This is a genomic window from Weizmannia sp. FSL W8-1119, from assembly GCF_038008605.1.
GTDB classification, from domain to species: Bacteria; Bacillota; Bacilli; order Bacillales; family Bacillaceae_C; genus Weizmannia; species Weizmannia coagulans.
In genome coordinates this window covers 2497245-2520989 of the sequence record NZ_JBBOZL010000001.1, presented here as the reverse complement: position 1 = coordinate 2520989, position 23745 = coordinate 2497245, and the positions used below count along the sequence as shown (strand labels likewise).

At 45.2% G+C, this 23745-nt stretch carries 25 protein-coding genes, 1 tRNA gene and 1 pseudogene; 19 read left to right on the top strand and 8 right to left on the bottom strand.

What is annotated here, in order from left to right; translation table 11 throughout:
- Positions 1-7 precede the first annotated feature (7 nt).
- The 5 genes from NSQ19_RS12465 (at position 8) to NSQ19_RS12445 (ending at position 5057) form a co-directional block, all read left to right on the top strand.
- Positions 8-424 (top strand): GH25 family lysozyme, encoded by a 417-nt coding sequence (locus NSQ19_RS12465; protein ID WP_340702929.1) that lies wholly within the window; start codon positions 8-10, stop codon positions 422-424.
- Entirely contained in the window at positions 399-1295 is an 897-nt protein-coding gene (locus NSQ19_RS12460) for a LysM peptidoglycan-binding domain-containing protein (protein ID WP_340702928.1), read from the top strand. The genes NSQ19_RS12465 and NSQ19_RS12460 overlap by 26 nt, the downstream gene beginning before the upstream one ends.
- 467 nt (positions 1296-1762) lie before the next feature.
- On the top strand, positions 1763-3073 hold the full coding sequence (locus tag NSQ19_RS12455) for a transposase family protein (RefSeq protein WP_013858128.1): 1311 nt from the start codon (positions 1763-1765) through the stop codon (positions 3071-3073).
- A 235-nt stretch (positions 3074-3308) separates the two neighbouring features.
- The gene (locus tag NSQ19_RS12450) at positions 3309-4427 is read left to right on the top strand and encodes a hypothetical protein (protein WP_340702927.1); all 1119 of its coding nucleotides are present in this window, start codon (positions 3309-3311) and stop codon (positions 4425-4427) included.
- A gap of 447 nt (positions 4428-4874) precedes the next feature.
- Entirely contained in the window at positions 4875-5057 is a 183-nt protein-coding gene (locus tag NSQ19_RS12445) for a hypothetical protein (RefSeq protein WP_340702926.1), read from the top strand.
- A gap of 252 nt (positions 5058-5309) precedes the next feature.
- Here NSQ19_RS12445 and NSQ19_RS12440 read toward each other — a convergent pair.
- Positions 5310-5382 (bottom strand) — tRNA-Arg (locus NSQ19_RS12440).
- A gap of 469 nt (positions 5383-5851) precedes the next feature.
- Here NSQ19_RS12440 and NSQ19_RS12435 point away from each other — a divergent pair.
- A pseudogene (locus tag NSQ19_RS12435) lies at positions 5852-6539 on the top strand (N-acetylmuramoyl-L-alanine amidase family protein).
- A 602-nt stretch (positions 6540-7141) separates the two neighbouring features.
- Here the strand turns inward: NSQ19_RS12435 and NSQ19_RS12430 are convergent.
- Positions 7142-7705: a beta-class carbonic anhydrase gene (locus NSQ19_RS12430; protein ID WP_013860378.1), complete on the bottom strand. Its 564-nt coding sequence runs from the start codon at positions 7703-7705 to the stop codon at positions 7142-7144.
- A gap of 159 nt (positions 7706-7864) precedes the next feature.
- Here NSQ19_RS12430 and NSQ19_RS12425 point away from each other — a divergent pair, with 159 nt between their 5' ends.
- The 6 genes from NSQ19_RS12425 to NSQ19_RS12400 all read left to right on the top strand — a co-directional run bounded on the left by NSQ19_RS12425 (position 7865) and on the right by NSQ19_RS12400 (position 13423).
- On the top strand, positions 7865-8506 hold the full coding sequence (locus NSQ19_RS12425) for a class I SAM-dependent DNA methyltransferase (RefSeq protein ID WP_328005022.1): 642 nt from the start codon (positions 7865-7867) through the stop codon (positions 8504-8506).
- Between the two features lie 5 nt (positions 8507-8511).
- Positions 8512-8982, top strand: coding sequence for an S-ribosylhomocysteine lyase (locus tag NSQ19_RS12420; RefSeq protein WP_013860376.1), 471 nt, complete (start codon positions 8512-8514; stop codon positions 8980-8982).
- A gap of 18 nt (positions 8983-9000) precedes the next feature.
- Positions 9001-9915, top strand: a complete 915-nt coding sequence (locus tag NSQ19_RS12415) for a PLP-dependent cysteine synthase family protein (RefSeq protein ID WP_340702925.1) — start codon at positions 9001-9003, stop codon at positions 9913-9915.
- A gap of 18 nt (positions 9916-9933) precedes the next feature.
- A complete protein-coding gene (locus tag NSQ19_RS12410; RefSeq protein WP_017551465.1) occupies positions 9934-11064 on the top strand; it encodes a bifunctional cystathionine gamma-lyase/homocysteine desulfhydrase in 1131 nt (376 codons plus the stop codon).
- Between the two features lie 271 nt (positions 11065-11335).
- Positions 11336-11896, top strand: coding sequence for an NfeD family protein (locus NSQ19_RS12405; RefSeq protein ID WP_017553463.1), 561 nt, complete (start codon positions 11336-11338; stop codon positions 11894-11896).
- Between the two features lie 12 nt (positions 11897-11908).
- The gene (locus NSQ19_RS12400; RefSeq protein WP_029142371.1) at positions 11909-13423 is read left to right on the top strand and encodes a flotillin family protein; all 1515 of its coding nucleotides are present in this window, start codon (positions 11909-11911) and stop codon (positions 13421-13423) included.
- A 71-nt stretch (positions 13424-13494) separates the two neighbouring features.
- On the opposite strand, the gene mreBH is transcribed toward NSQ19_RS12400, so the two are convergent.
- The 4 genes from mreBH to NSQ19_RS12380 all read right to left on the bottom strand — a co-directional run bounded on the left by mreBH (position 13495) and on the right by NSQ19_RS12380 (position 17667).
- Positions 13495-14505: a rod-share determining protein MreBH gene (mreBH, locus tag NSQ19_RS12395; protein ID WP_013860371.1), complete on the bottom strand. Its 1011-nt coding sequence runs from the start codon at positions 14503-14505 to the stop codon at positions 13495-13497.
- Between the two features lie 263 nt (positions 14506-14768).
- Positions 14769-15284, bottom strand: coding sequence for an acyl-CoA thioesterase (locus NSQ19_RS12390; protein WP_017553460.1), 516 nt, complete (start codon positions 15282-15284; stop codon positions 14769-14771).
- Positions 15285-15462: 178 nt separating this feature from the next.
- Positions 15463-16230, bottom strand: a complete 768-nt coding sequence (locus NSQ19_RS12385) for a TraR/DksA C4-type zinc finger protein (protein WP_340702924.1) — start codon at positions 16228-16230, stop codon at positions 15463-15465.
- A gap of 183 nt (positions 16231-16413) precedes the next feature.
- Complete coding sequence (locus tag NSQ19_RS12380; protein WP_265114822.1) at positions 16414-17667, bottom strand: MDR family MFS transporter; 1254 nt, start codon at positions 17665-17667, stop codon at positions 16414-16416.
- 114 nt (positions 17668-17781) lie between these two features.
- Here NSQ19_RS12380 and NSQ19_RS12375 point away from each other — a divergent pair, with 114 nt between their 5' ends.
- Positions 17782-18132 (top strand): DUF488 domain-containing protein, encoded by a 351-nt coding sequence (locus NSQ19_RS12375; protein ID WP_017551467.1) that lies wholly within the window; start codon positions 17782-17784, stop codon positions 18130-18132.
- 34 nt (positions 18133-18166) lie between these two features.
- On the opposite strand, the gene NSQ19_RS12370 is transcribed toward NSQ19_RS12375, so the two are convergent.
- The gene (locus tag NSQ19_RS12370) at positions 18167-18325 is read right to left on the bottom strand and encodes a hypothetical protein (protein ID WP_013860365.1); all 159 of its coding nucleotides are present in this window, start codon (positions 18323-18325) and stop codon (positions 18167-18169) included.
- Positions 18326-18422: 97 nt separating this feature from the next.
- On the opposite strand from NSQ19_RS12370, the gene NSQ19_RS12365 reads away from it, so the two are divergent.
- The 5 genes from NSQ19_RS12365 (at position 18423) to map (ending at position 22237) form a co-directional block, all read left to right on the top strand.
- On the top strand, positions 18423-18797 hold the full coding sequence (locus NSQ19_RS12365; RefSeq protein WP_019721470.1) for a DnaJ family domain-containing protein: 375 nt from the start codon (positions 18423-18425) through the stop codon (positions 18795-18797).
- Positions 18798-19063: 266 nt separating this feature from the next.
- Entirely contained in the window at positions 19064-19867 is an 804-nt protein-coding gene (motA, locus tag NSQ19_RS12360) for a flagellar motor stator protein MotA (protein WP_013860362.1), read from the top strand.
- The gene (gene motB / locus NSQ19_RS12355) at positions 19860-20684 is read left to right on the top strand and encodes a flagellar motor protein MotB (protein ID WP_340702923.1); all 825 of its coding nucleotides are present in this window, start codon (positions 19860-19862) and stop codon (positions 20682-20684) included. The genes motA and motB overlap by 8 nt, the downstream gene beginning before the upstream one ends.
- A 134-nt stretch (positions 20685-20818) precedes the next feature.
- Complete coding sequence (locus tag NSQ19_RS12350) at positions 20819-21334, top strand: type 1 glutamine amidotransferase domain-containing protein (RefSeq protein ID WP_013860360.1); 516 nt, start codon at positions 20819-20821, stop codon at positions 21332-21334.
- A 150-nt stretch (positions 21335-21484) separates the two neighbouring features.
- Positions 21485-22237 carry a type I methionyl aminopeptidase gene (map, locus tag NSQ19_RS12345; RefSeq protein ID WP_340702922.1) on the top strand — a complete coding sequence of 251 codons (753 nt, stop codon included), beginning with the start codon at positions 21485-21487 and terminating at the stop codon, positions 22235-22237.
- Between the two features lie 109 nt (positions 22238-22346).
- On the opposite strand, the gene NSQ19_RS12340 is transcribed toward map, so the two are convergent.
- Positions 22347-22571, bottom strand: coding sequence for a DUF1128 domain-containing protein (locus tag NSQ19_RS12340; protein WP_026104843.1), 225 nt, complete (start codon positions 22569-22571; stop codon positions 22347-22349).
- A gap of 124 nt (positions 22572-22695) precedes the next feature.
- On the opposite strand from NSQ19_RS12340, the gene NSQ19_RS12335 reads away from it, so the two are divergent.
- Complete coding sequence (locus NSQ19_RS12335) at positions 22696-23538, top strand: YihY/virulence factor BrkB family protein (protein WP_265114823.1); 843 nt, start codon at positions 22696-22698, stop codon at positions 23536-23538.
- Positions 23539-23745 lie beyond the last annotated feature (207 nt).

The window sequence follows — 23745 nt, the reverse complement described above, 5'->3', positions numbered from 1 at the left end:
GATCGAATTGAATAGACTATCTAAAACCATCGGAGCGCTGACCCTATCTGCAGGGTTGGCGTTTTCTTTTGGATCCGTTTCGCATGCGACGGCGCCAAGTGTAGATTTCATCGATGTGTCACATCATAATAGCGAGTTAGGTTTGCCTTTAAGTTTCTACCAAACAATGAAAGCTGGTGGGATAAACGCGGTAGTTGTAAAGGTATCGGATGGACAAAGCTACGTAGATCCAGCCGCCAGTGTAAATATTGCCAACGCAAAACAGGCCGGAATGGCGGTGCATGCTTATCATTATGCCCGATTTAAAAGTACAGTACAGGCAAAGGCCGAGGCAAAATGGTTTGATAAAAAGCTTAAGTTAGTAGGATTTGACAAAAAAAAAGGATGGCCAGGTCGTTGTGGACGTAGAGGATGGCTCGCTTGAAAGTGTGGGTGCTAGCAATCTCACAGAATATACAAATACGTTTATCAGTACGATGAAATCTTTAGGCTATTCAAAGGTAGATTTGTATACCGGTAACTCATTTTATAATACGTACTTAAAACCAGGTCAATTAGCAGTAGATAAACCTTGGCTTGCCAGGTACCCACTTTATCCGGAAACAGGCCAGCCGACACCAGTCTGGTACAATGGACAAAAAGGGGCTTGGCAATGGTCCAGCAGCTACAAATTTACCGGCATTTCGGGCTATTTTGATGTGTCCGATGATTTTGCTGGCAAATACACCAACGTGGCAAAAGTTGACAATGCAACCAGCACAGGCGTGGTCAAAAAAATCGGGTCCTTAAGCCTGGTCGATTATCTAAAATCCAAGGGGAAGAGCTCAACGTTCAGCGCCCGAGTTAAGTTGGCCAAGCAGTACGGCATCAACAATTATTCAGGTACTGCAGCTCAAAATTTGGCACTATTAAGCAAGCTTAAATCTGGTGTTAAGCCGGCGAAAGTGAACACCACAAACAGCAAGCTGACGACATCCAGCAAGGTTCCAGCTAAAACGTACACGGTTAAGCGTGGAGATACGCTGTCAGGCATTGCCAAAAAATATGGCACTACGGTGGCAAAACTGCAAAAATTAAACGGTATTAAAAATGCAAACAGGATTTACGTTGGACAAAAGATTAAGATTTCCGGATCCGTGGCTGTCGGAAGCACGAAATATGTAACGGTAAGAAGTGGGGACACTGTTTCGGAGCTGGCCGCAAAATATGGGTCCACAATCGCAAAAATTAAGTCGTGGAATAAACTGAATAGTCGATACACGATTTATGCCGGGGAAAAACTGCGTGTAAAATAAGACTTCCCGGGGTAGAATATTTTTACACCAGGACGCTGCTACAAGATAAAAGCCCTGCCAAATGGCGGGGCTTTATTTTTTTTACTCTCCCTCCTAGATTGATAACTATTTTTGTGTTAATGAATGCATATGTTCCATTTTATGCGTGAAATTCTTATTTTCATGCTTAGTCTTATATCTAACAGGAACAAAGGTTTGTTTTTATGATCAATATTGTAGTTTTCCATAATCCCTCTACAATTAAATTAAAAAAATGCTATATTATTACAGCTCTGAGGAGTAAAAATTTTTCGTGATAATTTAACTATTCCCCCCCAAAAATGCGGCTAAATATGTAATAATTTAAATAATTAGAGCTTGCTGGACGAATATTTTGGCATGGCTTAGTGACAAGTCGAATACAAGCTAAAATTTGATTCGTTCAGCAAGCCCTAATTAAACTTGGCTGTTTTGAGGGGGTTTTTATTTTGGTTACTAGAAAAGAAAAAAGAAATCGTGAAAAAGAAGCAAATTATTTTTTCGAGTTCCTTAAAATTCAGAAGCATTTTTTCAAAGACCTGATGAATAACCTAAAAAAGGTAGCAGACCACCGACATCAAAGCTATATCACTTATGGTCCAGAGGTCCTTTTATTTACGATGATGTTGAAAAATATGACCGGCCTAAAATCCATGAGAAACATGAGTGAGAGTTTTAATAAAGAAGAATGTATTAAAAATGTAGGGAAGGTGTTAGGCTTAGATTCTCTTGAAGAACTTCCACATTATGATACAATTAACGACTTTTTATCTGGCTTAGATGTAAATGAATTAGAAAAAATTAGAACGTATATGATTAAAGAATTATTGAAAAAAAGGTCTCTCGAGTCTTATCGAATTGAAGGAAAGTACTGGGGTGTCATCATTGATGGAACTGGATTACACACCTTTCATGAGAAACATTGTAAACACTGCCTGAGACGGGCATATACAAATAAAGAAACAGGAGAAACGAACGTACTTTATATGCACCATGTACTTGAAGCCAAGCTTGTCGTGGGGGATATGGTCTTCAGTATTGCCTCCGAATTTATCGAAAATGAATCAGAAAATGTTTCTAAGCAAGATTGTGAATTAAAAGCCTTCGACAGGCTGGCAAAGAAAATAAAAAAAATATTTAAAAGACTACCGATTTGTATCTTGGGAGATAGTCTCTATGCATGTGAAACGGTATTTAATCTGTGCAGGGCGCACAAATGGAAATATATATGCAGATTTAAGGAAGGGAGAATTAAAAGTATCTCGACGGAGTTTAAGGCAATAAAAGAGCTGGAACAAAGTAAGGATCAGAATTCATTAGTTTGGGTGAATGATATTGCCTACAAAGACAGAACGGTCAATCTGATGGAGGCCACAATGAAAACAGAGGATGGGAAATCGAAAGAGTATGTATTTATAACGGATATTAAAATCACGAAAAAGAACGTGGAACGACTCATCGCTGCAGGAAGAAGCCGCTGGAAGATTGAAAATCAAGGATTTAACGAACAAAAAAATAATCGTTACAATATAGAACATGCCAATAGCCAAAACTACACAGCCATGAAAAATCATTATTTATTAGTTCAAATAACAGATATTATTAGACAGCTGTTTGAAAAAGGTTCGTCAATCTTAAAAGCACTCAAAAAAACGGCAAAAGAAAAATCCTCAAATCTGTTGGAATCGTTTCGGACACGTATTTTAACAGACGAGGATTTCACCCATTTAAGTAAGCCAATACAAGTAAGGTTTACTTAATGGTTATATTATAGCAAAGGATGTGATGTAAAAAAAGGTTTTTTGAAGTTATCCACAATTTTAAAAAAGAAATTTGCAAATTCGGCTCTTTTTGACTTTGAAAGCAGAAAAAATAGATGGAAAAATTTTCTAAATGTGGATAAGTCATTTTATCATAAAACATCTAAAAATTGATGAATTTACTCTTCAGAACTGATATTATTATTAAAGCATTGCAATTCAGGAGGGTTTGCTAATGGGAAAAGATGACTCAAATAATGAAGTGGGAATTTTAGAGATACCAAAAGATATTGGTTACTGGTTAGTGAGAGCAGATGGTGGCAAGTATTACGAGGATTTTTTTCTAAACAATTTTATTGCGATATCCGATAATGAAGTATCTCTCGAAAAAATAAAGAGCTATGCAGAAAATAGCTTAGTTGGGATAACTATTGACCATTACAAGAATCTGTATAACCAAACATACCCTGATTGGACAAACCAACAAATTGCACAAGCTGCTGGTAGAACTCAAAGATTTTTGGATGAGATGAAAATCGGCGATTTAATACTTGTTCCATCGAAAAGGTCTACACATTTTTTATTAGGAACTTTAACTAGTGATGTTTATGAGGCACAAGATGAGGAACTAACTTCTAAAGCGGAAGTAAATCATGCAGTTAATCAGTTTTTAAAAAGGAGAAGAGTGCAATGGTTAAAAGAAGTTTCGCGCAATGAAATATCGGAAAAACTTTATTGGGTATTGTCAGCACATCAAACTATATTTAATTTAAACGAACAGAAGGAGTATATTAACCAACTATTAGCACCAATATATGTTCAAAATGGGATATGCCATGGAACAATTAAAATCTCCAAGAAAAAAGGGCTAACATTAAATGAATGGTATAAACTATATTCATTGGTTAAGAAATGTTCAGCTGAGGAATCTGAAGAAGTTATTGTAAAGTCAAATGTACAAAGTCCAGGAACAATTGAATTCATCGTACCTAGTATACCTACAATAATCACATTAACAATAGTTTTTTCTGGTATTTTAATAGGTGAAATAAATACAAAAAGGATAAAATTAAAGGGAATAATTCCATACTTTCAATCATACAAAAGAGAAAATGTAGAAATTAAGAAATTAGAAAAGGAATTAGAATTGTTGGATGAAGATAAAAAGGCAAAACAGTTGATCAATCAACGAGCAGAATTCGAATTAGAGCGTGACAAAGAACTTTGGGAAATAAAAAAAGAAGCTGTTCCGCTAGGGCAACAACTTCAAATAACTAATTTCGATGCTGGCAGAATAGTTGCAAATCAAACGCAAATGGATAATTATAGCGATCAGGATGCGGACGAATCCTGATAACTGAAAAAGATACTGCGACAATAATCACATAAATTACAGGGGTGAACTGGTGGAATAATGATAAAAATTTTACAAAAAGGTAAATTATGGAAAAAATTAGGCAGTAACCATAAGTCATCTGAATGTACTTTATCATATTCCTCACCCCTTTCTTTAATATTATAATGGCATTTAAGAGTCGACTTTTCAAGGTCTAAATATTAAAATGATGAAAAATAATAATTAGACCTTTTCCCTGGGAGGAGGTTTTTTGATGCTTTAACAAGACCGCAACCAAAACATCCGGTTGGCTCTATTGATGGCAGCTCACTTCCAGGCATTCCAGTAGGCCATCTCAGCACATCTAAAAAAAGACATCTCTCTCCCTTCTTCGATGTATCAGCTGTAACAGGACGGTTATGGCGGGATTAAACCCTAAACAACAAGAGGAGAGGGAGGACGTCAATGCTCACGTTGCTGGAGAAAAAGGAATTGCGGGACATGCTGCGAGCAGGAAGAACGACGGACGTCAGCCGTCAGCTGCCGAAGAAAGAGTTCTTGAGACTCAGGGAAGACCGCGGGCGGTTCCGATCGCTAAACGGACTGAGTCAGGAGGAATTCCAATCCGAATTATTTAAAACGCGATAAATCAAATTGGTTTGGCAAAAAGACACATACGGGTCCTACTGGGTTAGAAAAAAGTGGCTGACAGATGGAGATAAGGCATTTTGATCGTGGCGGGAATTTTATTGATTATGTAGCTAATTTTTTGAGGAAAAATAGGAACAAATATTCCTGTTTTGAAATTTCGTGCCAAATTCGTGCCAAATGGCCAAATAAAGAAAAAGCCACAAGGATTCAAAAACGCTGAAACCCTTGTGGCTGTAGTGATTCATGTAGCGGCCCCGAGAGGACTCGAACCTCCGACGCACGGTTTAGGAAACCGACGCTCTATCCACTGAGCTACGGAGCCGTAACTTTATAATATCCGTTCTAGTCACCTTAAATATTATAGTGAATCTGCCGTTTTGTGTCAATACCCCTGCTTTTTAGCAAAACACATGGTTCTTCCCGCAATTCAATTGCCAAAACGCTAAAAGAAGCAAGTACATAAACTTTTCCGTAAAACGATTGCGGAGAAATCCAGGCGGAATCCAGGCGGACAATCCTGTCACACATGAAACATGCTTTACATACGATATTGTAAAGATAGGTTCAATTGTGCGAGGCAACAGGCCAGGTTCTTCATTTTCCATGCGATAATCCGCCCCCTTGTCATTTGCATCTGTCCCACTTAGCTTTGCCAGGTTATTGGGGAATTTTCCCTGCTGCCGGCAAAACGGATGGTTTCCATTTGTGCAAAAAAACAGGGCGGGAAAGTAACCGTTTCTCTTTAAAAAAGATATGTAGAAATTGAGCATGGTTGAAAAGGGGTGAAGCATTTGTTTAAACTGTTTCTTGATCCGGGGCATGGCGGAAAAGACCCAGGTGCTGTGGGAAACGGGATGGAGGAAAAAGACATCACTTTGGCGATTGCCAAACAGATTCACGACATTCTAACAAACCATTACCGAAATGTTTCAGTGAAAATGTCGCGGACGACGGACAAATTTGTGTCATTGAAAGAACGGACGGATGCCGCCAACAGCTGGGGCGCCACTTTTTTTCTTTCCATTCATATCAATTCAGGAAATGGAACGGGTTTTGAGAGCTATATTTATCCCGAAGCCGGCATCACGACAGAAACCTACCAGAAAACCATCCACCAGGAAGTGCTGAAGCTGAATGATTTAAAAGATAGGGGCAGAAAAAAGGCCGATTTTCATGTGCTCAGGGAATCAATCATGCCTGCGCTCCTTACTGAAAACGGCTTTATTGACACGGCAAGTGATGCGAAAAAAATGAAGCAAAGCAGCTGGATTGAGGATGTGGCGCAGGGGCATGTCAACGGGCTGGCAAAAGCTTTCGGGCTCAAAAAAAAGCGGTGCAACGTATCACAAAGTCGTTAAGGGGGATACCGTATACGCTTTAAGCAAAGCATACGGCTCAACCATCAAAGAAATTAAAAAATGGAATAATCTGGATGATGATTATACCATCCGTGTGGGGGAAAGATTACGGGTAAAGTAGCCGTACAAGCGGCCTTTACCCGTTTTTTTCATCTGAAGCCCCATTCATCCTCCGCCGTAAAAGCCATATGGTGGTCACCGGATCACCGGTGCCTGAATCTGCAAATGGCCGGTTATTCTGTTCATAGGCTTTGCCGCTGGTCAAGTCCGGGGCTCGGGTTATTGGGAAGAGCGGCAACGGGTTTGTGCTTTTAATCGCCCTCCGCCATCCTGTCTGCCGCCATAAAACCCCAAACGCATTACCGGTGCCTGAATCTGCAAATGGCCAGTTATACCGCTCGTAGGCTTCACTGCTGATTGACACCTGGTCCCGTGCTTGCGGTGGAGCTGTTTCATAATAATTTTTCCTACACGCTATTATCCGATCTCCATTCTTAAAATTCCCTTAAATTTTTGCTCAAAAAAAAAGACGGCACACAGGCCGACATAAAAAGAGGGGGTAAAACAGTGGGTATTTGTCCAGCATGCTTCCTGCTCTGCTGTCCTCGCTACATGATTGATTGTAAACCGGTGACCCTAAAAAACAATGAAAGCAACATCATCATTTCATGAAGTTTCGGTTAAAAAAAGAGGAGAACCCCGTACGCCCGGATTAAACCGGTTTTAATTTTCGTAGCCGTTTACGATCAGATCAAGCTTCCCGGTTTCCGGGTCAATGACAAGCCCGTGGACCGGCACTTTTTTGTCCATCAGCGGGTGGTTTTTAATGATGCCGACACTCTTTTTCACGCTGCTTTCGACCTTTTCGAAACCGCTCAGCCATTCGTCGAGGTCAATCCCCGCATGAACGAGTGTTTCAATCGCATTTTCTTCAACTCCGCGTTTTTTCATATTTTCAAGGACGGTTTCGCCTTTTAATCCGGTCATGCCGCAGTCATAGTGGCCGATCACAAACACTTCATCCGCCTTCAGCTGATAGATGGCGACAAGCAGGCTCCGCATCGTGCTGTCGAACGGGCTCGTTAAAATGGCGCCTGCATTTTTTACGATTTTCGCGTCTCCGTTTTGAATATTCATTGCTTTATGTAACAATTCAATGATCCTCGTGTCCATACATGTGAAAATCACCATCCGTTTGTCGGGGAATTTGGAAGTCAGGTAAGGCTCATACGCTTTTTTCTCCACAAATTCCTGGTTAAATGCAAGTACTTCATCTAACAATGTCATCACATCTCACTCCTTTAAGCATATTTTAAAATACAATGGCAGGAAATAAAAGTATACACGTTAAAAATAGGAATAAATCCTTCACATTTTTGTTTGCGAAAAAACAAGGGGCGTGCTACATTTAATTCAGAGTTATTTTATGGGAAATGGGTGATTTGATTGGGAAGGGAGTTTGACGCGCTGTTCGATGAATGGTCCCGCTCCTATGATCAAACCGTTACCGGACATGATGCCGAATACGAAGAAGTATTCTATCAATACGATAAAATTTTGGATGCCGTCAGAGACCGGGCAACCGGTTTTGTTGTTGAATTCGGCCCGGGAACAGGCAATTTGACGGGCAAGCTTTTGGAGAAAGGGATGAAGATAATCGGGATAGAACCTTCTGCCAATATGAGAAAAATCGCTCAAAAAAAGCATCCGGATGTTAAAATAATAGACGGGGATTTTTTGAATTTTCATGTGGAGGAAAAGGCGGATACATTTGCCAGCACTTATGCGTTCCACCATTTGACAAACGAAGAAAAAAGGGCCGCCATTTCCCTTTTCCGCACCCGGTTAAAGGCGGGCGGCAAAATCGTGTTCGCCGATACGGTTTTTGAGACGGAAGAAGCAAAACAGGAGATGATCAGGGAAGCCAAAGCGAGAGGATTCTGCCGGCTTGCGGAAGATCTTGAAACGGAATATTACACCACCATTCCCGTTTTATCTTCCATCTTTGAGGAAAATGGTTTTGATGTCTCTTTCCGGAAGATGAACCGGTTTGTGTGGCTAATGGATGCAAAAATGAAAGGAGCATGATCATCATGACAGAGATGAAAAAAATGAATGTAGAAAGCTTTAATTTGGACCATACAAAAGTCAAAGCGCCATATGTCCGCCTTGCAGGAATAAAAGAAGGGATTCACGGCGATGTCATCCGCAAATACGATATCCGTTTCTGCCAGCCGAACAAGGAACATATGGATATGCCGGGGCTCCACTCGCTCGAGCATATGATGGCGGAATTCGCCCGCAATTACACGGATAAAATTGTCGACATCAGCCCAATGGGTTGCCAGACCGGTTTTTATTTTTCCGTTATCAATTTGGATGATGATAACGAGGTGCTTGGCATCATTGAAAAAACATTAAGCGATGTATTGAATGCCACGGAAGTGCCGGCCTGCAATGAAACGCAGTGCGGCTGGGCGGCAAGCCATTCTTTGGAAGGCGCAAAGGAAATTGCCCGGAAAATGCTGGCAAAACGTGATGAGTGGACACAAGTATTTGCCTGATAACAGGAGACGAGCGAAATGAAGGTTGCGAAAAGCGTGCACGAACTGATCGGCAACACGCCATTGGTTGAATTAACCGCATTTGATCTGCCAAAAGGCGTGCGCCTGTTTGCAAAGCTGGAATATTTTAACCCGGGCGGCAGCGTGAAAGACCGGCTCGGCGCTTATTTAATAGAGCGCGCGTTTCAGGAAGGCAGGCTGAAACGCGGCGGGACGATCATAGAACCGACGGCCGGCAACACGGGCATCGGGCTTGCGCTTGCTGCGATCCGTTACGGCGTGCATGCTGTTTTTGTTGTGCCGGAAAAATTCAGCGTGGAGAAACAGACGCTGATGCGGGCGCTCGGGGCTGAAGTTGTGAACACGCCGACCGCGCTTGGTATGGCTGGCGCGATTGCGGAAGCAAAAAAACTAACCGCTGAAACACCAAATGCGTATTTCTCGGGACAGTTTGAAAACCCGTCCAATCCGGAAACGTATTATAAGACGCTTGGGCCTGAAATTTGGGAAGCACTTGATGGGCATATCGATGTTTTTGTCGCAGGCGCCGGTTCCGGGGGAACGTTTATGGGGACAGCCCGCTATTTAAAAGAGAAAAATCCGGCCTTGAAGGCGGCCATAGTGGAACCAGAAGGCTCGATTTTAAACGGGGGCGAGCCGCACAGCCACCGTACGGAAGGGATCGGCATGGAATTTTTGCCGCCTTTTATGGACCGCACATTTTTTGATGCCATCCATACGATTCCGGACGATGCGGCTTTTAAACGGCTTGCGGAAGCGGCCCGGCTTGAAGGCCTTTTGATCGGCAGTTCCTCAGGTGCTGCGCTGGAGGCGAGCCTGCGCGAAGCAAAGCAGGCAAAACCGGGCACGCATATTGTCACCATTTTTCCGGACAGCAGCGAACGGTATCTCAGCCGCAGCATTTATTCTTGATGAGAAGGAGTTTGTGTCATGCGTAAAAAAACAAAATTCATTCATGCAGGCATCAGCCGCGATCCATTTACAGGCGCAGTTTCAGTGCCCGTCCATCATGCGAGCACATTCAAGCAGGACGGCGTCGGCCATTTTAAATACGAATACGCACGCACCGGCAATCCGACGCGTGAAGCGTTAGAAAAACTGATTGCAGATATCGAAGAAGGCACACACGGTTTTGCATTTGCATCCGGGATGGCCGCGATTACAGCGGTGATCCAGCTGTTTTCAGCCGGCGACCATATTTTGGCAACCGATGATGTATACGGCGGGACTTTCCGCGTTTTAACAAAAGTGATGAACCGTTTCCATATCGACGTGACTTTTGTGGACACAAGCGATCTGGATGCGGTCCGTGCCTCGATCCGCCCGAATACAAAAGCCATCTACGTGGAGACGCCGACGAACCCGCTGCTTAAAATAACAGACTTGCGGGCCATTGCCGGTGTGGCCCGTGAAAACGGCCTGACATTTATCGTGGACAACACATTCAGCACCCCGTATTGGCAAAATCCGCTCACTTTAGGGGCGGATATCGTCGTGCACAGCGCGACGAAGTATCTCGGCGGGCACAGCGATGTGGTCGCAGGCCTTGTTGCCGTGCGGAACGAGGCGCTTGCAGAAGACTTGCATTTTATCCAAAACTCAACCGGCGGCATTCTCGGGCCGCAGGACAGCTGGCTGTTGATCCGCGGCATTAAAACACTCGGCATACGCATGGAAGAAATTGAATCCAACACAAAGCAAATTGTTGATTTTCTTGCCGCACATCCTGCCGTTGAAAAGGTATACTATCCGGGGCTTGCCCATCATCCCGGGCATAAAGTGCACAGTTCCCAGGCCGGTGGATTCGGCGGCATGGCCTCTTTTACAGTGGCATCCCAGGAAAAAGCCCTTGAAATATTGAAAAAAACGCGTTACTTTACTTTGGCAGAAAGCCTCGGCGCGGTGGAAAGCCTGATCTCGCTCCCGCCGCTTATGACGCATGCATCTATTCCGCGTGAACGCCGTCTCGAACTTGGCATCGAAGACGGGCTTATCCGCATCTCAGTCGGCATTGAAGACGTCGAAGATTTGTTGGAAGATCTGGAAAACGCGCTAAGGTAAAAAGTCAGCCTGCTCTCATGGGGGAGCAGGCTTTTTGTAACGGTATCAATGGCGGAATATTGCCGCTCTGTTTCCTGCCGCCTGGTCTGGAATGTTCACCATACTTTTTCCTGCTGTAAAACATCACCATCGTGCGAATCCGCAGCGGCAGCTCCACAGTTTAAAAAAATTTCCTCTTTCACGAAACTTAAACCATTTTTAAACGTAATGATTAGTAAGCAATTATGTCCGGCGTCATCTGAAAGAAAATCCCAATCAAGGAAAGGGTGGAATGTTTATGGAAGTGTTCGGCGTGCCGATAGAGACGGCGTATTTGGCTTTGCTGATTATGGCGGGATGCCTGACGGTGCTTTACCTGTTGTTCAATGACTTGCTCGGCGGAATTGCAGACGCCATCCATTTTATCCATCCAGCCCTGATTTTGGCATTTTTTACTTTTTTCTCGGCAGGCGGGTATATTTTGGAAAAGGTGACACCGCTTTCCCACCTGCTGATCATGGCCATTTCTGCTGTGATCGCGGTGATTCTTGATATCCTGCTCAATGTGTTTGTGCTTGTCCCGCTGTCTTCGGCTGAGGAATCGCTTGCTTATACGGAAGAATCCCTGAAAGGAAGGGTCGGGAAAACGATTCTTTCGATTCCGAAAGCCGGTTTTGGTGAAGTGGTGATTGACAGCAAAACAGGAACGATCTCCAAGCCGGCAGCCAGCATACAGGATGAGGAAATTAAAGAAGGGACGCAGGTGTTGGTGATTGAAGTGAAAAATGGCGTGTTATATGTTGTGCCCTATGAGAATTATCGTTTGAAAATTGAAAACTTTAGACAATTATAAGGAGGGATCCGCATGTTTGCGAGCGGAATTTGGATTGTCATCGGTGTTGTTGTATTTTTGGTGATTGCCCTTATCGGCGTTTTTATTACAAAATATCGTACAGCAGGGCCGGATGAAGCATTGATTGTAACAGGGAGTTTTCTTGGCGGTAGAAATGTCCATGTCGACGAAGCCGGAAATAAAATTAAAATTATTCGTGGCGGCGGTACATTTGTGTTTCCGGTATTCCAGCAGGCAAAACCGCTCAGCTTATTATCGAGCAAGCTGGAAGTGACCACCCCGGAAGTCTACACCGAACAAGGCGTCCCGGTAATGGCAGACGGAATTGCCATTATTAAAATCGGCGGGTCGATCGGCGAAATTGCGACAGCGGCCGAACAATTTCTCGGGAAATCAAAAGAGGATCGCGAAAATGAAGCGCGGGAAGTGCTGGAAGGCCATTTGCGCTCGATTCTCGGTTCGATGACGGTTGAAGAAATTTATAAAAACCGTGATAAGTTTTCACAGGAAGTCCAGCGCGTTGCCTCACAGGATCTGGCAAAAATGGGGCTTATCATCGTGTCGTTTACGATTAAAGAAGTGAAGGATAAAAACGGCTACCTTGATGCGCTCGGGAAACCGCGAATTGCACAGGTCAAACGCGATGCGGATATTGCCACGGCAGAAGCCGAAAAAGAAACGAGAATCCGGAAAGCGGAAGCATTAAAAGAAGCAAAACGTGCAGAACTGGAACGGGCAACGGAAATTGCGGAAGCCGAGAAGTTCAACCAGTTGAAAATTGCCGAGTTCCGCCGCGAACAGGATATCGCAAGGGCAAAAGCCGACCAGGCATACGATTTGGAAACGGCCCGGTCGAAACAGGAAGTCACCGCACAGGAAATGGAAATCAAGATCATCGAGCGGCAAAAACAAATCGAGCTCGAAGAAAAAGAAATTTTGCGGCGTGAACGACAATACGACTCCGAAGTCAAGAAAAAAGCGGATGCAGACCGTTATTCGGTTGAGCAGGCCGCCGTTGCAGAAAAAACGAAACAAATGGCAGAAGCCGACGCCCACAAATACCGGGTGGAAGCGATGGCGAAAGCGGAAGGGGAACGCGTCCGCATTGATGGTACGGCTAAAGCCGATGCCCAGCGCGCCCAAGGGGAATCGGAAGCCGAAGTCATCCGTCTCAAAGGGCTGGCCGAAGCGGAAACAAAACGAAAAATTGCGGAAGCATACGAACAGTTCGGCCAGGCGGCTGTGCTCGATATGATTTTGAAAGTGCTGCCTGAATATGCGAAACAAGTAGCGGCCCCGCTTTCCAATATTGACCAAATCACCGTTGTCGATACCGGAAGCGGCGCAAACGGCGGTGCAAATAAGATCACCGGCTATGCAACCGATTTGATGTCGACCTTACAGGAAACTTTGAAAGCGTCAAGCGGCATTGATGTCCGGGAAATGCTGGAAGGCCTTTCCGGGATCAAACTGCAACAAACAGCTGAACCGGAACCGGCAGCTTTGGAACAAAGCACAAAAGGGTGAAAAAACGGCGTGTTTCTGCCAAATTAAAAGGCAAAAGCACGCCGTTTCTTTAGAAAAACAAATGTGTCCGGTTATTTTCCGGCCCCCGCAGTCATTTTATGGATGAACTGGAGGGAGCGGCCTGCGCCGACTACGACGGATTGCAGCGGGTTTGGCGCGAGATGGACAGGCACGGAAATTTCATTGCTCAGCCATTCCTGCATGCCTTGAAGGAGGGCGCCTCCCCCTGTTAAAACAATCCCGCGGTCCACAATATCGCCGCTTAACTCTGCCGGGCAGTCTTCCAGTGTAGCCCGGACCGTTTCCAAAATTTGGAGCAGAGAATCGCGGAGCGAAGCCTGAATTTCCAACGAACTTAAGGTGATGGTTCGCGGCAGCCCTGTCACGAGATCGCGCCCGCGGACATCCAGCGTTTGTTCCGGATGGTCGACAAGGGCATGCCCGATTTCCATTTTAATTTTTTCCGCTGTCCGCTCGCCGATCAGCAGATTATACGTTTTTCTGACATGCTGCATAATATCATCGTCCATTTTATCGCCGCCGATGCGGATCGTGTTATACGTCACGACGCCGCCGAAGGAAATAATGGCGACTTCCGTAGTGCCGCCGCCGATATCGACAATCACGTTGGCGATCGGCTCGTCCACGGGAAGATCGGCACCAATAGCGGCAGCAACCGGTTCTTCAATCAAATGGACGGTTTTTGCCCCACTGTTTTTGACGACATCTTCAATGGCCCGCCGTTCAACCGATGTTGCGCCTGATGGGACGCATACTACGACGTTCGGTTTGCGGATCGAGATGCCGCTTTGCTGATTGATTTTTTTCATAATTTGTTTCAGCATTTCTGTTGTCATATCGAAATCAGCGATTACCCCGCCTTTTAAAGGGCGGATGACAGTAATTTTTTCAGGTGTTTTTCCGATCATCGCTTTGGCTTCCTGCCCGAAAGCGAGCACCTGCCTTGTCGAATGGTCAATCGCCACAACGGACGGCTCGTCTAAAATAACGCCTTCTTTTTTCGAATATACTAAAACATTTGCAGTTCCTAGATCGATCCCAATTTCATTCCCTGAAAACATGCATGTCACCTAACCTTCATCGTCTTTTCGCTCGGATTAACAGTAGTCTCTCCCATTTAGTATAGCTTTTTTTGTTCGTTCTGAAAGGTTACATTTTCTTCCATTCTCTTATGTTACAAAAATATGATCGCGGCAAGTCCATAAAATATGCGAAAAACAGCTTCAGCCGGCACCCCAAATTTAATCTTTTTGTAATTTTATTCACAATGGAGGACAGGAAAAAATTCCTTTTTGTTTCAAAAGGAATTTTTTCTAAACAAGAATCACAGCGGCATTTTTGACAAATAGCGTGCCAATTCTTCACTTTGTTGTTTTCGCAGCACCCGCTGTTCGGCGCGCTGGATGGCCGTTTGGTTTAACCATCGTTCCTCATCGGTTTCCGGGATGATTTCCGGCACCGGTGTAGGTTTTCCATCCTCATCCAGTGCGACAAAGGTCAAAAAAGAAATGGCGGCAATTTTTGTCTCTTCTGTTTTCAAATCTTCCGCACTGACCTTTACAAATACTTCCATCGATGTCCGCCCTGTCCGGCTGACCATGGCTTCTACTGTAACGACGTTTCCGACGCGGATCGGTGCGATAAAATCAACGGAGTCGGTCGAAGCCGTGACAACGGTGCATCTTGCCAATTTGGCCGCGGCGATCGATGCAGTATCATCAATATACGCCATCAGTTTTCCTCCGAACAGTGTGCCAAGATGGTTTGTGTCCGGCGGAAAAACATAACTGGTCTTTACTGTGCGGGTTTCCCGCATGTATTTCTTCGGTCTGTCTTCCAAAAGACTCACTCCAATATGTCGGCGCTGTCAAACGCGATTCAAATTTCCTTTTACCATATAAAAATTATAGCAAAATCAGTTGGCATATACGAACAAAAATGAATAGAAAAAAGGCTTTCATCCGGAATTTTTTCAAAAGAAAAATCAGGCCCGGCACCTCAACCTGATTTTTGCATGCTCATTTCTTTTTTTTCTCGTCTTCCACATAAGGATCTTTTTCGTTTCGGGGCAGATCCCCGAACGGCGTCATCGTACGGGTTTCATCCAATTCTTCTTCGTATTCTTTGTATTCCTCATTTGGATAGATTTCCACGTTTTTCCCGTTGATGTCATTGCCGGAAAAGTTTTCGAAATCTTCCACATAGCCGTCATGGTCATCCGATTCCGTATACATATCATTGTAACTGTCCGGCGGGGTTTCAAAATCGGAAGGGGACTCGGATGTGCCCCATTTTGCGACAGCCTGCCAGGCGTCTTCCGCGTCAAAAGCGACCGATTCATCTTTGCCTCCATCAAAAACGAATTTTCCCCACGGTGGATTCAGCACGTCTTCTTCAACCGGGCGGTGTCTTGGAATGGTCCGGTCCGGGGTGTGCTCTTTGCAGTACAGCGTGGACGGAAGGGTTTCAAGCCGCTCAAGCGGGATCTCTTTGCCGCATTCTTTGCATCTTCCGTAAGTGCCGTCCTCAATGGCTTTGAGGGCCGCTTTGATTTTTTCGACTTCATATTCAGCATGGTCATTTAAGGCAATATCTTTTTCCCGCTCAAACAGTTCAGTACCGGTATCGGCGGGATGATTATCGTAACTGGACAGTTCCCCGACAGAATCGTAAGGAGATGCCGTTCCCGTTTGGAAATGGCCGTTTTCCCCAAATTCCTCTTCAAATTCTTTCAGCTGCGCGGTTAAAATGGAACGGAAATGCGCCAGTTGTTCTTTTGTCAGCATATTCACCACTTCTTTCTTTAAAAAAGATGGGTTCAATCGTTTTAGAGTCTATTTACCACCGGGAAAAGCCCGCAAACTTTTCTAAGACTAGTATGGATCAAAACACTGCTGTTCATGAAAAAAAGTCTGCCCGTTTAAACAGACAGACTTTTTTAGCCTATTGTGCATCGATCATGCCCATTTTCAAGCAGACAGGCGTTTCTTTTCATACTGTCGGAACATCAGCACATACATCCCCGCGCTCATTACCGCAAGCACGGCCAGGATGGAAAACGTCCATTTATAGCCGATCCAACCGGCAAGCGGGATGGAAACAGGGGCAATCGTGCGCCCGATTGTATTGCGCAAGCTTGCGGCGGCAAAATATTGCGCGCGCATTTCAGGCGGGGAAAGCTTCGAAACAAAGTCCTGCTGGATTCCGGTCACAATCAGTTCGCCAAGCGAGAACAAAAGAATCGAGAAAATAAAGCCGATGCTTGAAATCCAGACGCCGAACAAATAAATCGAAACGGCATACAGGAGGGAGGAGAGGACAAACACATTCCGTTCCCGGTACCTCGTCACCCATTTCGTCGCCGCTACTGAAAAAAGCGCGACAATCAGCCCGTTTTCGGATAAAATAAAACCGTACAGCTGCTCGCCGGTAAAGTGGAGCAGATGGAGCAAATCTGCTTCAGGAATGGCCTGCTTCGTAAATACCGGCAAAATTAAATCAAGCTGCATATACGTTTGGGAAATCAGGATTCCGGCAAAAATAAACAACATAAATATTTTATCTTTGACAATCACCTGGTAGCTCTTGACCTGTTCCATCAGCGTACTGTACCATTTTTTACGGACGCGCTGCTGCCCGCCTGCCCAAACCGGTGCTGTTTCGCGCGTATATTTGACGAGCAGTGCGCCAAGCAGAAAACAGGAAAGAGCGGCAAAAACAAGCAGTTCAAAACGGTAATCCGCAAAAAATATCCCGCCGATTGCCGGGCCGATGACGACGGAAATGTTCATAGATGTATAAAAAACGGCAAACACATGGCTCCGGTTTTTCTCATCCACAACATCGGCAATCATTGCCTGGCTTGCCGGATAATAAAAAGAACCGAAAACGCCGGCAGCCGTAAAGCAAATAAAAGCTGTCACGGCGGAATGGAACCATGGCGAATTGGCAAATCCGAAAATGAAAAAAGACACGCCCTGCCCGATTGAGGCCACGACCATCATTTTCTTTCTGCCAAAGCGGTCGGCGTAGTATCCTCCGAGCAAATTGGCAATGACGGAAAAAACTTGTGAGGCAATCAGCAGGACACCCGCAAGCCCGGCCCCAAACGCCTCGGTGAAATAAATGGTCAGAAAGGGGAAAAACATCCAAAAGGTGATATTCATCAAGGATTCCCCAAGCAGGCGGACTTTTAAATTTTGATCCCAGTCACGTATTCTCATAAAAATTTCCTCATCTGTCCAGAATTGGTATCAACCCTATGATACCAGAAAAAGCGGGGAAAACAATGAAGAAAGTTACAGGACCGGGCAAGGCATTGAAAGGGGGATTGCCAGATGTACCGGATAAAACGAATTTATGAAGAGCCCGGCGGGGACGGCAAACGTGTGCTGGTCGACCGCCTCTGGCCGCGCGGCATATCAAAAGAAAAAGCGGCACTCGATGCCTGGATGAAGACAGTTGCGCCGACGGGTTCCCTCAGGAAAAAATTTAACCATAATCCGGCTTTTTTTGCTGAATTTGCCGCGCTTTATAAGGAAGAGCTGGACCGGCTGGAAGACAGAACGGAACTGGACCGGCTGATCGAATGGGGAAAGGCTGGAACGGTTACATTGCTCTACGCGGCAAAAGACGAAAAGCACAACCAGGCGGTGGTGTTAAAAGAATATCTCGAAGAACGGTCATAATCGAAAGGCGCCGCATACGCTGCGGCGCCTGTTATTACGGGTTGTGCATGCGGTTTTTAAACGCTTCGTGCGGAAATGTTTGCTCGTCGTCATAGTTGCTGTCTTTATGCTGCTTTTCGCCGGCCATCTGGTCTTTCGGAAAACGGCCCGGGTGGCCTTTTCTTTTGTGGCCAAACATTTCTCCGCGTCCCATCCTTGTTCCCCCTTCCTGCCTATAGCGTCCCTTAAACAGAAGGAAATATGTACCCGCATGCGGTATAATGGTAAAAAAGCGAAAGGGGTGCCGACCTTTGGATTTCATGAGAATGACGGAGGAGAAAATCCGGAGAGCGTATGAAGAAGGGCAATTTGAAAATCTGCCGGGATACGGAAAGCCGCTCCCGAAAGACCCGCTTTCCGGCGTGCCGGAAGATTTGCGGATGGCTTACCGGATTTTGCAGAACGCCGGTTTTTCCCCGGAAGAAGCCAATTTAAAGAAAGAACTGCTTTCCATTGAAGATTTAATCAAGCAGTCCGAAAATGAAATGGAAAAAGAAGGCTTGCAAAAGAAACTGAGCGAGAAGCTGCTGGCGTACAACCAAATGCTTTCCAAAAAACGGATCAAAACAAACAGCGCCATGTTTAAAAATTACCAGGATAAAATTGAAAAAAGGCTGTTTGATTAAGGGACGCCGCGAACAGAACCGGAAGTGGGGCCGGTTTCTGCGCAAGAAGCGGGAAGCCCGTTTAAAAAGCAGGTTTGGTGGCGTTCTGGAGCGTTACAGTGCGCCGTTAATTTGTAATCGCTTACTAAATCCAGGGGAACGGAAACCGGCTGCCCCTTTCACCGGGCGTTTAAAAACCGCATCATATTTTCCCGCTTTTTTACTACAAATTGCCGCCATCCATCCGATATAATGAAAGAAGACATTATGATATTCAGGTGAAAAAAATGGATAAATCATCAATTATCGGCGTAATTCTGGGTGTTGCGGCAATTGGTACCGGGATGGTGTTAAAAGGGGTAAGCCCGGCTGTCCTCGTTAACCCGGCTGCCCTTTTAATTATACTGGCTGGAACGGCTGCGACCGTCATTATCGGTTTCCCAATGAGTGAATTGAAAAAAATTCCCAAACTGTTGAAGATTATATTTACGGAACAACAACTGATGAGCACGGAAGAAATGATCCGCTTTTTTTCCGACTGGGCCCAGACTGCCCGGAGAGAAGGGCTGCTGGCACTTGAAGCAAGGCTGGACGAGGTCGATGACGCTTTTTTGAAAAACGGCCTGAGCCTTGCGATTGACGGGCAGAGTGCCGAATATATCCGCGATGTGCTGAGCGAAGAGATCGAGGCAATGGAAGAAAGGCATCAGATGGGGGCTGCCATTTTTTCCCAGGCGGGCACATATGCCCCGACACTCGGGGTGCTCGGTGCCGTATTGGGGCTGATCGCCGCTCTCGGAAATATGTCGGATACAGAAGTGCTCGGGCATGCCATTTCTGCCGCATTCGTGGCCACATTGCTCGGGATTTTTACCGGCTACGTATTGTGGCATCCGTTTGCCAATAAATTAAAACGGAAGTCCAAAAACGAAGCAAAAAACAAGGAAATTATGCTGGAAGGGATTCTTTCCATCCTGGCAGGCGAATCCCCGCGCGTGATCGAACAGAAATTGGCGTCTTATTTGCCGAATGAAGAACGGATCAAACTGATGGAAGAGATTACAGAAGGCAGCGTGGCAACAAATGAGTAAAAAGCGGAAGAAAAGACAAGAAGAAGAGGGAAACAGCGAGGCATGGCTCCTGCCTTATTCCGACCTTTTAACATTGCTCCTTGCCCTGTTTATCGTCCTGTTCGCAATGAGTTCCATCGACGCCCAGAAATTCCAAAAATTTTCTAAAATCTTAAACGGCGTGTTTGTCGGCGGGACGAGCTTTTTCGATTATACGAAGCAGACATCCGGGGATGATAACGGCACATCCGACACAGAAAAATTTCTCGAGCAAAAGAAAAATGATGCACAAAAAAACGGGGACAGCACAACGAATGGTTCAAAAAGCAACAGCACAACAGATACATCAAATGGGCAAGGGGATGCCCAATTAAAAGAAACCCAGCAAAGAATCAACACGTACATAGCGCACAATAAATTGGAAGGAAAGTTTAAAACGTCTTTGACAGGCGAAGGGCTTTTGATTACGATCCGCGACAATGTCCTGTTTGATTCGGGAAAAGCGGAGGTCCGGAAAGAAGATATCAAAACTGCCAAAGCCCTTTCCAATTTGCTCGTGATGGACCCGCCAAGAAGCATTATCGTCAGCGGCCATACGGACAATGTGCCGATCCATAACTCTGTTTTCCAATCAAACTGGGACTTAAGCGTGATGCGCGCAACCAATTTTCTAAAGATCATTTTAGAAAATAAAAAATTAAATCCAAAATATTTTTCGGCAAAAGGATATGGGGAATACCATCCGATTGCATCGAATGATACGCAAGGCGGCCGGGCAAAAAACCGGCGGGTGGAAGTGCTCATTCTCCCGAAAAATGAGAAAGGAAACGGCCGGTAAAACCGGAAAAAAAAGCGTCCCGGATCCGTATTTTCCAATCGTTCGATGATCCCGTGAAGCAAACTGTTTGTTTGAAACCGCACAAACGAGGTAAAATATAAACGTCCCAAAGATTAGAAAAGGAGATGGTTCGATTGGCTAAAAAGATCGCTGTACTTGTCACCAATGAAGTGGAAGATTCTGAGTACACCGAACCGGTGAAAGCATATAAGGAAGCCGGCCATGAAATTGTCAATATTGAAATGGAAGCCGGAAAAACGGTAAAAGGGAAACACGGCACCGAAATCCATATCGACAAAGGCATCGATGATGTCAGCGTGGATGATTTTGATGCCCTCCTGATTCCGGGCGGCTTTTCTCCGGACCAGCTCCGCGCCGACGATCGCTTTGTCCAATTTGTAAAACAATTTATGGATTCGAAAAAACCGGTGTTTGCAATTTGCCACGGCCCGCAGCTTTTGATTACGGCAAAAGCATTGGAAGGCCGGGCTGCCACAGGTTACAAATCGATCCGTGTTGACATGGAATATGCCGGCGCGAACTTCCGCGACGAAGAAGTTGTCGTATGCCAGAACCAGCTTGTCACAAGCCGTACGCCGGATGACATCCCTGCATTTAACAGGGAATCGCTGAAAATCCTGAACGGATGAGCTTTTAAGTAAAAAACTGCTGCCCCTTTCCGGGCAGCAGTTTTTTTACTTTGCGCACAATGCAAATTAGGGATATGATAAATGGAGCGGGGAAACAGAAAATGAACCTTTACATAGAATAATGTTGCCATAACGAAAGGAAGTCGGACGATGATTACACTGAAATCACAAAGAGAAATTGACATGATGAAAAAAGCGGGCAAACTGCTTGCCGATACGCATAAGCAAATCGCAAAAATGATCAAGCCGGGGATTACAACATGGGAAATTGAGGAATTTGTCGACCGTTATTTAAGGGAGCACGGGGCAACCCCTGAGCAAAAAGGGTACCAGGGCTACCAGTATGCGACATGCGCAAGCATCAATGATGAAATTTGCCACGGGTTTCCACGGAAAACGCCGTTAAAAGAAGGGGATATCGTCACGATTGATATGGTTGTCAACCTGAACGGCGCGCTGGCTGATTCCGCCTGGAGTTATCCGGTCGGAAAAGTTAGTGGAGAGACGCAAAAACTGCTTGAGGTTACAAAAGAGGCGCTTTATAAAGGAATTGAACAGGCCAAACCGGGCAACCGGATCGGCGACATCGGCCATGCGATTCAAACTTATGTGGAAGCACAGGGATTCTCGGTTGTCCGTAATTTTATCGGCCATGGCATCGGCCCGACGATCCACGAAAAACCGGAAGTGCCGCACTACGGGCTGCCGCATAAAGGGCCGCGCATTAAAGAAGGCATGGTGTTCACGATCGAGCCGATGGTCAATATCGGCAGCTACGAAACGAAGATGGACGACAACGGCTGGACTGCCCGGACAAGGGACGGATCCCTTTCCGCCCAGTATGAACATACCATTGCAGTTACAAAAGACGGCATTGTGATCATTACGGATCAGGAAGATTAATGCTGCACTGAACCCGGATCCGGCTGGAGTGCTGCACAGCGCCGGAAACCTAAAAAAGCTGGGAGGAATAAAGGCTCCCAGCTTTTTTACATTCCGAAACCGGCCGGCATTAATCTTTTTTCAGGCTGCCGAGCTCTTCCACGATGGCTTGCATTTCATTCGGGCTGAATGTATTTTTTTTCATCACCATTTCGTACAAATCAAACAAATCGTCATAATGGTCAATGCTAAACTGGGACGACTGCAGTGCCGCCGTGTTGACCATTTTTAATTTCGCTGTGATTGCTTGCACCATATAAGCCATATTTTGCGCTGTTTTTTCTGAAAGATCCAACATTTTCACCCTTTTCGGTTTTTCATGTTTTTATTATACCGCATGGCGTGCCATCCGGAAACGTTTCATACGGAACGGAGAGGGAAATATAATGGTAAACCGGACGGACAGAGGGTGATGAAAATTGGATAAAATTGCACTCCAGGCAGAAAAAAAACGTTCAACCATTGCGGCTTTGTTAGAGAACTCAAAACGGAACGATATTACCGGGATGGCTGCACAGTTATCCTACTTTTTTCTTTTATCTCTATTTCCGCTATTGATTTTTTTGTTTACCTTGCTTCCTTATTTGCCGATTAAATCGGATGATGTGTTGAATATGGTCAGGCATTTTGCGCCAAGCCAGTCGTTTAAGCTGATCGAAACCACCTTGAAAGAAGTGCTGACCAACCGGCACGGCGGCCTGCTTTCTTTTGGGATGATCGCGACTTTGTGGTCCGCTTCCAACGGGATGAACGCGGTCATTAAAGCATTAAACCGGGCTTATAAAGTAGAGGAATCACGCCCGCCTGTCATGCAGCGGCTCATGTCGGTGATACTGACGCTCGGGATGATCATCGTGTTTATAGCTGTTATTTTAATTCCTGTTTTCGGTGAGCAACTCATCCATTATGTGTTTTCTTACTTCGGGCTGCCGAATGATTTGAAAAATATGATCAATATTTTAAGATGGGTGCTCACGCCGGTCCTGCTGTTCATTGTGTTTGCCTTGTTGTACTTTTTTGCGCCGAATGAAAAATTCGGCTGCCTGACGGTTGTCCCCGGAGCCATTTTTGCAACAGTCGGCTGGATTGTGGCGTCACTCGCTTTATCGTTTTATGTCAGCCATTTCGGGAATTATAATGCCACATACGGAAGCCTCGGCGGGATGATCATCATGATGCTTTGGTTTTATATTAGCGGCATCATCCTCATTTTTGGCGGTGAACTGAATGCAGTTTTAAATGATAAGCACAAAAATTGCTAATTTGGATAACTGCTTTTAAGCGCATATTAAAAAAACGGCAAGTTGCCGTGCCATCTTAATGAAGAAACGAAGCATTCTGAGTGAAGAAGGGCGTTCCAAATTCCGCCTGTTTTACGAGTGAAGACAGGCGGACAAATAGGGAAAGCAGTCTAAATTTCGCGCGCTCTTAACGGAGAGATCTCCCGGGTTAAGATCGCGGCCGGTTTT

Bases quoted from the DNA above. Each gene is read 5' to 3' on its own strand.
- NSQ19_RS12415 (WP_340702925.1), top strand. From the start codon at position 9,001: ATGAAGGTTGCGAAAAGCGTGCACGAACTGATCGGCAACACGCCATTG.
- NSQ19_RS12385 (WP_340702924.1), bottom strand. From the start codon at position 16,230: ATGCTGACAAAAGAACAACTGGCGCATTTCCGTTCCATTTTAACCGCG.
- NSQ19_RS12420 (WP_013860376.1), top strand. From the start codon at position 8,512: ATGACAGAGATGAAAAAAATGAATGTAGAAAGCTTTAATTTGGACCAT.
- motA (WP_013860362.1), top strand. From the start codon at position 19,064: ATGGATAAATCATCAATTATCGGCGTAATTCTGGGTGTTGCGGCAATT.
- NSQ19_RS12405 (WP_017553463.1), top strand. From the start codon at position 11,336: ATGTTTATGGAAGTGTTCGGCGTGCCGATAGAGACGGCGTATTTGGCT.
- NSQ19_RS12445 (WP_340702926.1), top strand. From the start codon at position 4,875: ATGCTCACGTTGCTGGAGAAAAAGGAATTGCGGGACATGCTGCGAGCA.
- map (WP_340702922.1), top strand. From the start codon at position 21,485: ATGATTACACTGAAATCACAAAGAGAAATTGACATGATGAAAAAAGCG.
- NSQ19_RS12400 (WP_029142371.1), top strand. From the start codon at position 11,909: ATGTTTGCGAGCGGAATTTGGATTGTCATCGGTGTTGTTGTATTTTTG.
- motB (WP_340702923.1), top strand. From the start codon at position 19,860: ATGAGTAAAAAGCGGAAGAAAAGACAAGAAGAAGAGGGAAACAGCGAG.
- NSQ19_RS12380 (WP_265114822.1), bottom strand. From the start codon at position 17,667: ATGAGAATACGTGACTGGGATCAAAATTTAAAAGTCCGCCTGCTTGGG.
- NSQ19_RS12410 (WP_017551465.1), top strand. From the start codon at position 9,934: ATGCGTAAAAAAACAAAATTCATTCATGCAGGCATCAGCCGCGATCCA.
- NSQ19_RS12430 (WP_013860378.1), bottom strand. From the start codon at position 7,705: ATGACATTGTTAGATGAAGTACTTGCATTTAACCAGGAATTTGTGGAG.
- NSQ19_RS12450 (WP_340702927.1), top strand. From the start codon at position 3,309: ATGGGAAAAGATGACTCAAATAATGAAGTGGGAATTTTAGAGATACCA.
- mreBH (WP_013860371.1), bottom strand. From the start codon at position 14,505: ATGTTTTCAGGGAATGAAATTGGGATCGATCTAGGAACTGCAAATGTT.
- NSQ19_RS12370 (WP_013860365.1), bottom strand. From the start codon at position 18,325: ATGGGACGCGGAGAAATGTTTGGCCACAAAAGAAAAGGCCACCCGGGC.
- NSQ19_RS12375 (WP_017551467.1), top strand. From the start codon at position 17,782: ATGTACCGGATAAAACGAATTTATGAAGAGCCCGGCGGGGACGGCAAA.